The organism is Bradyrhizobium valentinum, from assembly GCF_001440405.1.
In the GTDB taxonomy this organism is placed as follows: domain Bacteria; phylum Pseudomonadota; class Alphaproteobacteria; order Rhizobiales; family Xanthobacteraceae; genus Bradyrhizobium; species Bradyrhizobium valentinum.
In genome coordinates, this window is the sequence record NZ_LLXX01000113.1 from 1 (window position 1) to 12,828 (window position 12,828).

The 12,828-nt window shown below is 58.2% G+C and carries 10 protein-coding genes and 2 pseudogenes; 6 read left to right on the top strand and 6 right to left on the bottom strand.

All coding sequences use genetic code 11. The features are described from left to right. Positions 1-136 precede the first annotated feature (136 nt). The 4 genes from CP49_RS16840 (at position 137) to tnpC (ending at position 3,744) form a co-directional block, all read left to right on the top strand. Positions 137-1,222, top strand: a complete 1,086-nt coding sequence (locus tag CP49_RS16840) for an IS5 family transposase (protein WP_057851333.1) — start codon at positions 137-139, stop codon at positions 1,220-1,222. A gap of 127 nt (positions 1,223-1,349) precedes the next feature. Then, complete coding sequence (gene tnpA, locus CP49_RS49260; RefSeq protein ID WP_057851338.1) at positions 1,350-1,787, top strand: IS66-like element accessory protein TnpA; 438 nt, start codon at positions 1,350-1,352, stop codon at positions 1,785-1,787. After that, entirely contained in the window at positions 1,784-2,140 is a 357-nt protein-coding gene (gene tnpB / locus CP49_RS16850; protein ID WP_057851334.1) for an IS66 family insertion sequence element accessory protein TnpB, read from the top strand. The genes tnpA and tnpB overlap by 4 nt, the downstream gene beginning before the upstream one ends. Positions 2,141-2,265: 125 nt before the next feature. After that, on the top strand, positions 2,266-3,744 hold the full coding sequence (tnpC, locus tag CP49_RS16855; RefSeq protein WP_057851339.1) for an IS66 family transposase: 1,479 nt from the start codon (positions 2,266-2,268) through the stop codon (positions 3,742-3,744). Positions 3,745-3,993: 249 nt separating this feature from the next. On the opposite strand, the gene CP49_RS46080 is transcribed toward tnpC, so the two are convergent. From CP49_RS46080 to CP49_RS49265, 3 genes and pseudogenes are all read right to left on the bottom strand, one after another. Then, complete coding sequence (locus tag CP49_RS46080; RefSeq protein ID WP_210180948.1) at positions 3,994-4,152, bottom strand: hypothetical protein; 159 nt, start codon at positions 4,150-4,152, stop codon at positions 3,994-3,996. A 72-nt stretch (positions 4,153-4,224) separates the two neighbouring features. Further along, positions 4,225-5,028, bottom strand: a complete 804-nt coding sequence (locus CP49_RS16865) for a Crp/Fnr family transcriptional regulator (protein ID WP_057851340.1) — start codon at positions 5,026-5,028, stop codon at positions 4,225-4,227. 543 nt (positions 5,029-5,571) lie between these two features. Continuing rightward, a pseudogene (locus tag CP49_RS49265) lies at positions 5,572-6,157 on the bottom strand (IS66 family transposase); the annotation flags it as partial. Positions 6,158-7,138: 981 nt separating this feature from the next. Here CP49_RS49265 and CP49_RS16875 point away from each other — a divergent pair. Together CP49_RS16875 and CP49_RS16880 are read left to right on the top strand one after the other, a co-directional pair. After that, complete coding sequence (locus CP49_RS16875; protein ID WP_245310727.1) at positions 7,139-7,873, top strand: YopT-type cysteine protease domain-containing protein; 735 nt, start codon at positions 7,139-7,141, stop codon at positions 7,871-7,873. A gap of 2,102 nt (positions 7,874-9,975) precedes the next feature. Next, entirely contained in the window at positions 9,976-10,452 is a 477-nt protein-coding gene (locus tag CP49_RS16880) for an Lrp/AsnC family transcriptional regulator (protein ID WP_057851341.1), read from the top strand. Positions 10,453-11,530: 1,078 nt separating this feature from the next. Here CP49_RS16880 and CP49_RS47420 read toward each other — a convergent pair. The 3 genes and pseudogenes from CP49_RS47420 to CP49_RS46710 all read right to left on the bottom strand — a co-directional run. Continuing rightward, positions 11,531-11,788, bottom strand: a complete 258-nt coding sequence (locus tag CP49_RS47420) for a PLP-dependent aminotransferase family protein (RefSeq protein ID WP_245310728.1) — start codon at positions 11,786-11,788, stop codon at positions 11,531-11,533. Between the two features lie 77 nt (positions 11,789-11,865). Beyond that, positions 11,866-12,522: a pyridoxal-dependent decarboxylase gene (locus tag CP49_RS47425; protein WP_245310729.1), complete on the bottom strand. Its 657-nt coding sequence runs from the start codon at positions 12,520-12,522 to the stop codon at positions 11,866-11,868. Positions 12,523-12,605: 83 nt separating this feature from the next. Beyond that, a pseudogene (locus tag CP49_RS46710) lies at positions 12,606-12,828 on the bottom strand (hypothetical protein); the annotation flags it as partial.

The following is a 12,828-nucleotide window of genomic DNA, read 5'->3' on the forward strand; positions in this document are numbered from 1 at the left end:
GCACCTCGCCCGCGACCTTTTGAATCAGACGCTTTTTCTGACTCAGTAAGACTAGCTAGCAGTTTGCTGAAGAACCCCCTCGCCACGGCGGGGGCTTGATGATTCACTTTATCATCTCGAATCGGCGGAGACGATCATGCGCGGCAGGTTTACGGATCAGGGCGGCCTGTTTTCGTACATCGCGCCGGATAAGCGTGTGCCAGCGAACCATCCGCTACGGAAGGTCCGGGAACTTGTCCGGGATGTTTTGAGTGATTTGAACCGCAGCCTTGGGAGGCTCTACGCCAGCGAGGGACGTCCTTCGATCCCTCCGGAGCAATTGCTGAGCGCCTTGCTGCTGCAGGTGTTCTACGGCATCCGCTCGGAACGCCAATTGATGGAGCAACTGGACTACAATCTTTTGTATCGCTGGTTCGTGGGACTGTCGCCGGACGATCCGGTCTGGGACCCGACCACCTTCACCAAGAACCGGGAGCGGCTGCAGAACGGCGATGTGTTCACGAAGTTCATGACCAGGCTTCTGAACCATCCGCAGGTCAAGCCGCTGCTGTCGGACGAGCACTTCTCGGTGGATGGAACGCTGATCGAAGCCTGGGCTTCACAGAAGAGCTTTCGCCCCAAGGTCGGCAGCGGTGATGATGATGACGGCGCCAACTTCCATGGCCAGAAGCGCAAGAACGACACCCATGCGAGTACCAGCGACCCGGACAGCAGGCTTTATCGCAAGGCGGCCGGACGGGAGGCCAAGCTTTGCTATATGGGCCACGCCACCATGGAGAACCGGCATGGGCTGGCGGTGGCCGGCAGGGTCACGCATGCCAATGGCACCGCCGAACGCCGGGCTTCGGAGGCCATGCTGAAGGCGAGACGCAAAGCCGCAGGCCGCCGCATCACGGCCGGTGAGGACAAGGCGTACGATACGGCCGATCATGTCGCCAATCTTCGCGCCATCGGCGTGACGCCGCATGTGACACAGAACCAGGCCGTCACCAAAACCGGCAACACCCGCAACAGCGCCATCGACGAACGAACCACGCGGCATCCGGGATATGGCATGTCGCAATCGCGCCGGGCGATGGTCGAGTGCATTTTCGGATGGGGCAAGCAGCATGGCACCATGCGCAAGACCAAACATCGTGGCATCGCTCGCGTCGCCGCCGACTTCCTGCTCAATCTGATCGCCTATAACCTGATCCGCATTCCAAAACTGCTTGCCGCTTAGCCACCCGCGTCAGGGTGCACCCAACACCAGGCTAGAAATTTACATCCAACTCCGCCGCGTCGCCCCAACAACGACCGGCCAGAATAAGAAAACTCTCCATTTCATGGTTTTTCAGCGGACTGCTAGAATGGACACAGTGCGTAGTGCTACCACGGAGCCGGTCCGGCGGCTGGAAGTCTTCACTGGTGCTGGTCGTCGACGGAAGTGGAGCAATGAGGCCAAGGCGCGGATTGTCGCGGAGACTGTGGCCAGTGGGGAGTCGGTCTGTGCCGTAGCTCGGCGCCATGGTCTGTCGCCGCAGCAATTGTTTGGCTGGCGCCGTCAACTGAGAGAAGCTGCGGCCGGGCATTCTGAAGCGGAAGAATTGCAGTTTGTGCCGGCGGTGGTGGATGTGGGCGCATCGGCGCCCGCGCTTCGCCGGCGGCGCAAAGCACCACGATGCAAGTCCGAGCCCGATGTCGGAATGATCGAGGTTGAGGTTGACGACGTTACGATCCGGGCCGGCCGCGGCGCGGACGCAACCACGATCGCGGCCATCGTCCAGGCGCTGAAGGCGAGCCGATGATCGGTCCGACGGGTGCGGTTCGGGTGATGGTGGCAACCAAGCCGGTCGACTTCCGCAAGGGCGCCGAAGGGTTGGCCACACTGGTGCGCGAGAGCATGCTGGCCGATCCGTTCTCGGGCGCGGTCTACGTGTTCCGGGCCAAACGCGCGGATCGGATCAAGCTGATCTTCTGGGATGGAACGGGTCTGTGCCTGTTTGCGAAGCGTCTGGAAGACGGCATCTTCCGCTGGCCGAAGATCGAAGACGGCGTGATGCGTTTGTCGGCGGCGCAATTGTCGGCGCTGCTGGAAGGGCTCGACTGGCGGCGCGTCCATGAGGCACGGGAGACGGCAAAGCCAACGCAGCCCGGATAGTTGCTGGCAGCGCTGCGGCGAAGTGAATCAGGGCTGTCGGGATCGTCGCAAGATGCCACCGACTATGATCTGATTTGCTGGTGCCGAGCGACGCCCTGCCTGATGACCTTCAGACGCTGAAAGCGATGCTGCTTGCCGAGCGGTGCGAGAGCGAGCGGCTGCGTCAGATCATCAAGGAGCTGCAGCGGCATCGCTTTGGCCGCAAGGCGGAGACGCTGCCTGAGGACCAGATGCTGCTGGGCCTGGAAGACGTCGAGCAGGTCGCAGCATCCGGTGAGGCAGAGCAGGACGAAAGCGCGCCTGATGGCCGCGCGGCGCGGGCTCGCAAGCGCCGCACGAACCGCGGCTCGCTGCCGGCGCATCTGCCGCGGATCGAGGTTGTCGTCGATGTCGACGACAAGACCTGTCCCTGTTGCAAGGGCGATCTGCACCGGATCGGCGAAGACAGGAGCGAGCGGCTGGACATGGTGCCGGCACAGTTCCACGTTCTCGTCACCCGGCGGCCCAAATACGCCTGCCGATCGTGCGAAGACGGTGTCGTGCAGGCGCCTGCTCCGGCCCGGCTGATCGAAGGCGGATTGCCGACCGAAGCCACCATCGCCCAGGTTCTGGTGTCCAAATATGCCGATCATCTGCCGCTGTACCGGCAGGCCCAGATTTATGCCCGCCAAGGCATCGATCTCGATCGCTCGACACTGGCGGACTGGGTGGGACAAGCCGCCTGGCACCTGCGCCCGCTGCACGCGCGCCTGCTCGGCAAGCTCAGGCAGAGATCAAAACTGTTTGCCGACGAGACGACGATGCCGGTGCTCGATCCCGGCCGCGGCCGCACCAAGACCGGCCAGCTCTGGGCCTATGCCGCTGACGACCGGCCATGGGGCGGTGCCGATCCGCCGGGTGTCGTCTATGTCTATGCCCCCGACCGCAAGGCCGAGCGGCCGATCGCCCATCTGGACGGCTTCAAGGGGATCCTGCAGGTCGATGGCTATGCCGGCTACCGCAAGCTCGCCGAGCGCTGCGACGTCCAGCTTGCGTTCTGCTGGGCGCACATGCGGCGCAACTTCTATGAACTTGCCACCCCTGGCCCGGCGCCCATTGCGAGCGAGGCGCTCAAGCGAATTGCCGAGGTTTACGCCATCGAGAAGGACATCCGTGGCCGCAGCGCCGAGGAGCGGCGTCTCATCCGGCAGCAGAAAAGCCAGCCGCTCGCCAATGCATTCGAGCAGTGGCTGCGCGCAAAACTCGGCCTGATCAGTCAGAAGGGCAAGCTCGCCGAGGCCATCCGCTATGCGCTCTCGCGTTGGGAAGGCCTGACGCGCTTCATCGACGATGGCCGCATCGAGCTCGACAACAATGCCGTCGAGCGCTCGATCCGCCCGATCGCGCTCAACAGGAAAAATGCGTTGTTCGCGGGCTCCGACGGTGGCGCCGAGCATTGGGCCGCTATCGCGTCTCTGATCGAAACCTGCAAGCTGAACGACGTCGACCCGCTCGCTTACCTCACCGACGTCCTCACCAGGATCGCCAACGGTCATCCAAACAGCGAGATCGACCAGCTGCTTCCGTGGGCCTACAAACGTCAAGACCTCAGGGCCGTGGCCTGAAAACGACGCTTACGCTGTTGCAGCACTGAGACGCGATTAATGCAGAGCCCATTTACCTTGGGGCTAAGTTAACAGAGTGGCATTCGGGAATGGTCATCGATCATGATGACACTTAACAAGATCATTCTGGCAACCATACCGATGCGTGCAAGGTTGGCGCTCGCCGTTGTAACGCGCAGCCGAGCGCCAGATTCCGACCGTTGCGACGATATTGTAGGTGCGGTAGGTGCGTCACCGACGACAAAGCGGCTACATACGATCGACCATGATCAGAGCCAGAAAGAAAATTGACGTGAGCACGTTTACCGCAAATTCCGTGGTGAGATCGGCAAATTCGGCACGGTCCTCACAGTGCGCGACAAAGCCCGTGCCCTCGATGTAGCAATTCCGGAGCACGTGGACAGGCATGTCGGGCTGTGCTTTGAGATGCACTGAACGCTTGGGCGATTTTGCTAACCGCCCGCTCTCTTGCTGAGGGACTCAGACAAGGGCATAAGTGCCTGAAAGAAGCTTGTAACAACCACATGCCTTTTGCTCGAGGCCCTTGCGTTCATGGATCTGCAAGACGCCCCGCATCTTGCGAATCAACCTTTGTTCTTCAAATCGGATTAGCGTCTCGGTTACACCAGCGCGGCGCAACCCCAACGCGAACGAAAGGTAGTCATGAGTGACTGGAAGCACGTGAGCGCCCAGAGCATCACTCGCCAAACAGAGCCAGCTCGCGAGCCTCTGTTCGCGATCGTGCCGAACCCCGCACAATCCCATCTGAGCGCAATGCAAGGTCAGCGCTTGAACGTACCGAAGAAGATGTTCTCGGATTTCAGGACGCTCCTTCGTCACCCGGCGCAAATCCTCGACACCGATCCTATGCGCATTTCCGGGAAAGAGCACAACAGATTGGTGCGTCGAAAGATGCCCTACCACTAAGAGCGAAGCGCCGACCGCACCCCAATGTCCTATCACTGCGGTTTCAAGGATGCTTTCCGCTGCGACAATTCTCAGCGAGACGAGGCCCGACTCGATAAAATAGACGTAATCAAGATGCCTTTTCGGCTCCTGCAGGATCATGCGTTCTCTCAGCACGATCGGCTCAAGGAACTCCCCTACTGCCGCGAGGTCTTGCAGAGAAAGACGGGCGAGAATCGCATTTTTGACAAAGGAGCGCGTAGGAGGACGCACCTTAACAGGCCGGTCAAGCATCGGCTGTGTGCCGGACACCTGCGTGAGAGCTGCATCTCTTGAGCCGTCAAGCGCTTCGAGGACGGCGGGCACGTGGTCGGTCATAGTGCGGCCCCTCTCCTGACATGCGGCGGTCACCCCGCTCACCCGTAACGAAAAATTGATTCGGACTGTAACAACACTTTCATCCTGATTATGCAATGAGCCTCCTGTTAACGCTCAAATCCCGCGTTCGAACGCCCTTCGTCGACGGATTTCAATACGCGCAGGCACGATTAAAGCCGTCAACGTCACCTTAATTGCTTCGCGCATCGCCAGCCGTTTCAGCCTGGTGCGGGGTCCGCTGCGTGAGGCGATGACAGCCCAATTACGGCAAGCGCGCCTCCGCAGAGACAATTTCGGATGTCACACGACAGTTTGATCATGTGCCCTTTGCCGCGAAGTTCATTTTCGTCACGCGAAAATTCTGATGTTTTCGCGACAATCAAACAATGCTTGCTCAACACCTCATTTATGAAGGAATGCTATTCTCTCGTCGCGGGCGGCAACTGGCTTATCCCCACGTGTCGCGACGCATCGAGACGATCCGTTCACCCCTCGTCGAACTGCTTCTCTACGGTGGCCGCCAGGCGGCCTCAGCGCACCAACGAGAGCGTTGCGTAGCCACGGCTCGAAGGATTCCACCAGCGGTTGGCTTTTCTGTTGGCGAACGAGACGGCGCCCTCGGCGCTACAGCCACGATGTCCTTCTCGATGGGCATAGAACTCGGCGATGTGCTTGAGCGCCTCGCCGCAATGGGCGCAGGACCAGGGGCGGCAAGTTCGGAGAAGTTACGCCGCATGCCGATCAGCAGAATGAAAGCTGAACGTCGTCACGCTCGGCCAACTTGCCATAACCGGCGTAGCCATCGACCTGCAGGATCCCCTTGATGCCTGGTAGATGGGCGATTGGTCGGTCGGCTTTGCGATCGAGGGCATGGATATAGGCGACACCGGGCGGATCGGCGCCGCCCCATGGCCGGTCGTCCGGGCGCATAAGCCCAGAGCTGACCGGTCTGGTGCGCTCTCGGCCGGGATCGAGCACCTGGGATCGTCGTCTCGTCGGCTAACAGCTTTCGCCGTTGCCTGATCTTGCCAAGGAGGCGCTCACACAACAGAAGGCTGCCTGCCCCGCCCAGCTGCCAGCGTCGAACGATCGAGCTCAATGCCTGGCGGCTGTAATTCCTTGATGATCTGCCGCAGCCGTTCGCTCTTGCACCGCTCGGCAAGCAGCATCTGGCTTTCAGAGTTCGGGATCGTCCCGGCAGGGCGTCGCTCCCACCTGATTCAGAGCATATTCGCCGCCATCTGGCGACGCGTTCGATGCTCCTGATTCACCTCCCCGCAGCGAAGCCAGCAGCGAAATGAAATGGACAAGCGGTGTTTTTTTGGGAAGGCAACACTCGTCGACACGTGGCCCGCAAGTCCATTCTTTTGTTCGACCGCATCGCCGGCAATCTTCCGTCCGACCGCCCATTTCGCCGGCCGCCGCGCGCAGGGCGGTCAAGGCTGGCCGCATTTTTGCGCCACCGAAAGCCTTGGGCCTTGGCCGGCCCGAGCACGGCGGCATCCTGAATCGGGGCCAGAAAAGGCTCAATGGTTCACCGGGCCAGTGCCCGATCGGACAACCGGCGCTAGTCGCGGCACTGATCCGCCTGCTCAAAATACAGTCATGGCGAAGTTTGCACCTCAGGCGCTTGCCTTATCGAAAATCGAAAGGGATGTGAATGGTTCAAGGGGATCTAGCCTTGACGGGGCTGATTTGCGAGCTTAGCGCCCACGCCGTCACGAGGCGAGTAAGGTGAAGCCCTAGGTGCCCGGACGGAGATGGATTGCCCGTCAGGGATTGGGAGAGCAAAGGCGGAGGTCGATTAAGCAGCGTCGGCCAGCATGATCAAATTGAACCGAAGAGAGATTGAAGTCCGACCATCGTTGGTGAAGCATACACCACCATCAACTCGTCGTTGGACCGATGTCCTTCCTCATGCTCTCTAAGCTGGGTAACACCTGCCCGTCAGCTCGTCGTCAGCTTGCCTGAGTACCTTTTGCAGCAGGGCCTAAGCAGCCCGAACTCACTGCGACGAAACGTACGCCGAAGGGAAACGCGAATCGCCATGTATAATCGAATCAGTGGCTCATCCACACGCGCTAGCCAAGGTGACGAGCTGAGTCAGTCGGTGGACAGCGACAGCTTTACAGAAACCCTTGCGGATCTCGCGCTGCGGAGGAACCTGCCACCTGCGGAGTTGCCCGACAAAATGGGGTGCTGCGCCAGCAAGCCACATGCGTCGGATCCAACTTTTCATAGCAACCCCAGTACATCCTCTCCAGCGAGGCCGAGCACCTCCCTGTTCCAATACAGGACGGCCGAATTGCCTCAGGCGAATGTCAACGGCATCTGCGTTGGACTAACTGCGGAGTGGCTCCGCAATCTCAACAACAGCCCGTCAGCCAGAATGAATGCGCTAATACCCGGATCGCAAAGGCACTATTCAGCGACTGTGCGGCAGCAGCAGTATCAGGACCTCAAGGATCAGTTGCGAAGCGAGGGAGCAGGAGCTCCTCAGGCCGACCTTCAGGCACAAAACACCATATTGCAGGAAGCAGGCTTGGCACCATCCGGAAAAGAGAAGAAATACAGTTTCGGCGAGCCTTCGCGCTTCTCGCGCATGCTGGAAAAAATCACCGAAGACGGATCGAACTATTTGCTCAGCTTGTATTTCGCCGAAGGTGGCGCACACACAGTTGCGACGTCGGCGTCGAATGGAATGACCACGCTCTTCGATCCAAACTATGGAGAATTTACTGTTCAACCAGACCAGATCGCTGGATTGTTCCAAAGCCTCGCCAATCGTTACAGGAACCCCAACGGGCAGCATTTGTCGACAGTCACCACACAAAAAATGCACTGAGTGGGGCCTGCAGGCCTCGGGCGATTGGCGCCTTCTGTGAAGGCGAGGAGGCATCCTCGACCCGATGCTTTTATCAATCGGCAGGCAAACCATGTTATCCAAAATACGAAGGCTTCCCCCCTGTGAGTCTGATTGCAATCGGCAGTCTTCGGCCCGAGGCGGCAAAAGCGGCAACTGCCGCACCGGAGTCGAATCAGCCTCGTGCCGTCTAGAATGCGACATCTATTCCCCGCATCCATCACAGTTGCCGGTTGCGGAAAGCGGAACCGCGGGCGTCGGGTAAGAGGCGGCGCTGGTTGCGAGGTTGGGCGATGCGATTGGGGATAGCGAGTACGGGTTGATATCATTGTCGTGTTGCGCTGGCGAGCTTGCGACGAAGAGCGGCGTGTCGGCTGATTGGAGCGAACTTCGTACTGAGCTTAGCACCTCATCCCATTCGCGGCTTGCAACCCAAGTGAGATACCCGCCGTTATCAACCCATACTTTATGGCGGTAGCGTCCAGACGGATCGCAGAAAACGATACGGTGCACTCCTTCCATCCAGACGACCATGATCGGAAGAAATGTGGAGATAAGCATTTGTCCGCCCCCGTAATGAAAAAGGAAGGCCGAGATCGACATTTCACACGCTCTGCCGGTAACAAATGGCTCGCGTTGAAGTTTGTTCGCGTGCCTGTATTGGCAGTGGCGACTTCACGAGTGCAAACCCATCGCACCCCGGCCGCTTGAATCCATCAAAAAAATGCACCAAAGCGCAGAAATTCCACGAAGATGCGCTGCTCATTACATTAATCAAGATCTAAATATTCGTTAAACTCAGCAAACCTCGCAAAGCACTCCGATGGAGCGAGCAGCTTCGCCAACAAGGCGGACCTCAGACTTGGCATCGCTGCACCTCGCCTGCGGGCATGGTGAAGCGGAAGACAATGTAGGGAGGCTATAGACGTAATGCCGACTGGAGGCGAACATGCGCAAAGCTTCCACCGTGGCTCGATTGAGAGCCTAAGATTTATGGTGGCCCCGAGATCGGCGCGCGAGGCCTGCATCTATCGATGCTACCTTGATGCCATGAATGCCACTGTCGGCCTGATCTTCCGGCCATCCTCAACACACCTGAAACGTTCGTGATGAAGGCGAGTCAGTGTGCGGCTTCGCCGAAGAATGACACTTTGATAAGTTTTCAAAGGTTAGTTCCACACTGTGTCGGCATCCATGAGTACTTCGATTGATGATAGCTTAAGTGAGATCAGATCAGTGCGGAATGAAATTTGGCGTTGTCGTAAGTTGCTTCAAAGCGAGTTGCCTCATGAGGAGCGAAAACACATCGAGCAACACCTGGTTGAACAGTGTTCCGCCTTCGAACGGCTGTTAGCGACCACATTTCCTTTCACGTTGGGCTCAAGTCAACTTCAGTGCCTGTGCCGCTCAACACGTAACTAAGTCTACCGGCATGAGCCCCTCACCTCCATCCTTCGGCTCACCTGCGATCCGGCCTAGACTGAATTCATCAGTGGAGGTGGAATGGCGGCAATGCGATGCATGATTTCAGGCAGGAAGTTGATTCCTATCGTTGCATCGAGGTCATCGCCCTGGGCCGCCGGCGGCAGCGCCCCAACGATGGATAGGCGAGGAGAAGGCCCGGAGCGGGGAGCAACGTTTTCAGAAGGATGCGAACATTGTAAGCGGTCTTTGGCGCAATCGCGTTGCCAGCAGAAGGCCGAGATCGGCCGCCAGCTTGAGCAAGTCCGTCAGCAAGTCAAAGGCGAGGGGCCCGCAATCTCCGGAACCCAAAGCTTCGCAAGAGAAAGCAGAGCCAGCTTGAAATTTGAGCATAGGCCCTCCTTTAGAACGAACGATCTTTGGCAAAGGTGGGGAGCAGCAGGTGATCGCACCAACGCCTCATACCATTCATACGTCGACGTTAACGTTCACTGGCTGCTCGTCATCCGGCAGGATGATCAGCTCCTGGCGGAGCTGACTCACTACCAGCGGCCAAGACGGTGCGATCGCCCACGCGGTCATTTGTTGAAATCATCGCATGCATTTGGAATATTTTGGACGCCTTTCGGGATGAAATTCACCTCAAGGCTGGGGAGCCGATTATGCAATACGATCGGATAGATGCCCGCATCCTCGAGATTGTGCAAAAGAACAACCGCCTAACTTCCGAGGTGATCGGCGAACTAGCAGGGCTTTCTGCTACCGCGTGTCAACGACGACTGAAGAGGCTCCGTTCGGAGGCCATTATCGAGGCCGATGTTTCAATCGTTTCGCCGAAAGCGGTGGGCAGACCTATTCAAATGCTGGTGCTGGTGACCATGGAGCGAGAGCGTTCAGATATAATCGATAGATTCAAGAAGGCCATCAGATCGTCCGTTGAGGTCGTCAACGGCTTCTACGTCACCGGCGACGCGGATTTTGTCCTATACGTTACCGCGCCCACAATGGAAGATTATGAGGAGTTCACTCGGCGGTTCTTCTATGTGAACCCGGACATTAAGAGCTTCAAGACGATGGTCGTATTGGATCGCGTAAAGGCGGGCTTTGCTGTTCCCGTTGAAGCACCATCCGAGAATTGACAACACGCTGATGCAGGCGTTTCACCCCGCGGATCGACGCGTTTTGCGCGCTTTTCGTCACTTAACGCGCATAGAACCGCGGATGACTATCGCTTTCTGCTTGTATGCTGATGAGGAAGGGTTCGAAAAGCTTCCGTGCTCCCTTTCGGTGCGACAGCAAGATAGGTGTGCCGTACCTGGCAGCTGAGCGACGACCTCCACTTGATCAGAGCCTTTGAGTTGAGCCTATCCCGTCGTTCAACTTCACGGAAAAAAGCCGAGGTCATTACTTAATCTCGCGCAGATACTTTCAAGCAGCACAATGCTGACGGTCGATTGCCCCGTTTCGAACCGACTGATCATCCGGATTGAAATACATGCTGCCGATGCACCATCGAGCCGGGCACGCCGAATGGCAGCCCCCTTCTCTCATCGATCGGCGTCTTTGCGGTCGCGCAGCGGTAGGCGGAAGCGCTCCGGCACGCTTCCTGCTTAAGCTTACTCGGGCGCTTCCAACCTGCATCGCTTGACTTACCCAACTCGGCGTCCCCCGCAGGAATTGCTTGCACAAGATTTGACGGCTAGACGCTTTGCGACTAGCAACGCTCGTTTGTCGCCATTGGTTGTCCTCGCCGATCCACAACAGTGCTCCGGCTTGAGATCGCGTCGAGGACATTCGCCCGAAGCTCCAGAAACGTCCATCGAAATTTTTATCGGCAGTCCTTAGCCAAAGGTGACGGATCCGACCGAGAGGACCGCACCATGTTTGGCTCGGTACGATAGGCCGTTCCGGCAACGAATGCGAGACTACTAAGGCCCGACAACCCTTCGAATGCATGATGAATTACCTCAGGGCTTGGTACGGTGCTCGGTCAATGTGATCGCAACATTCATCTCCTTCGAGAGCAAGCGGAGTAGACACTCGACGCACCTCACCTACTCCGATGTTAGGGGGTTAACCGCGCCACACGCAGCCATCACGAATGTCCGATTCTTCGAGCCCCAGCCTTCTCGTCGTCATCGCTTCGATTAGCGCATCGATCTGGTGCTTGGTCGTGCCCGGCGTGACGACCAGGTGACTGACGTCCTGCGTCGCAATCTACCACTTGGTCTGGATGCATTCTCCAACGGGAGGGAAGACCACGGTCAGCGCATCGGGATTGCGCCACGCTCTCACGCCATGGGCATTTAGCTCTTCGGCTGCGTGGGCCGCGAGTTGCTCACATTGACGGAAGGTTCGCTTGATCCCTCCGATACCTAGGCTGCGGATCGCATACCAGAAAACAATCGGGGTATACGCATTGCGCGATCCGCTCAACGAGTTATCGGAGCTGCCGATGTAATCGATCGTGCGCATTATGCGCTCCACATGCTGCTTACGCGTGAGAACCACACCACAAGGCATCGGTGAGCCGAGGAATTTGTGTCCGCTGATCACGCAAAATCGAACGCCGGCTTCGGATTTAAGAAGGGCGCATACGGTCCGCACAATGCCGCGTCGGAATGGACATAAACGTCATTAATTCCGATGTCGTGAAGGACAGCGCGGACTCGTCGCGCATCGTCTTTGCCCTCCTTCATCGTCGTGCCGATATTTGCGACCACGACGGCCGGGCGATGTCGCGCGCGGGTCGCCTGCTGCGCTAGGTCCTCGTAGCTCATTTCTCCATTTGACTCGGAACGCACCACACAGTGTTCGAGCCCGAGCAGATGAACCCCTTTGCTAACGCTGTAATGAGTGTCTCGCGAAAAATACGCCACTCCGTTCGGATACAGTTCTCGACCCAGATACAAGCCGTAGATGCTTCCCTCGGCCCCTCCGTTCGTGATGTAGCCCCAAAACTCGTCCGACTGTGTCCGAAACAACGGGCAAAGAAGTCGATGACTTCGCATTCGAACGTACGCGAACTGACGCGATAGGTTGCCGATTTGAATGGATCTCCGCTGTTGTTGCCCGTCAGCTTCAGGGAGCGCCACAACGGTTCGTAGTTGAATCCCTTCGCAAACTGGTAGCCGAGAAAACATTCGCTTGCCTCCTCCCATCGAATGGAACAGATCGTCGAGCTGTTCGAGGTGATGAAGATCCAGCATGATCAGACTCGTACAGGTTTAGAGGCACTGGCTTTATCGGCCTTTCGGTACGCGTTGCCTGGCGCCGGGTCGCCGTCCCGCATTCAATAGGGATGGCGGAGGATCGGGAAAACCGGCGGGTAACTGCCGACCTGAACCTCGCCCATGATTTTCCATCCCATGCGCTCATACAGCCGAGCCGAGTGAACGCTAGTGGCTTCTGCAAATGCAAGTGCTTTCGCCTCGTCGGAAATCGCGAGGCTGTACCGGATGCGCGTACCGAGCGATCGCGACCGGGCGTTCCGATTGATCACGACCGGCTGTACC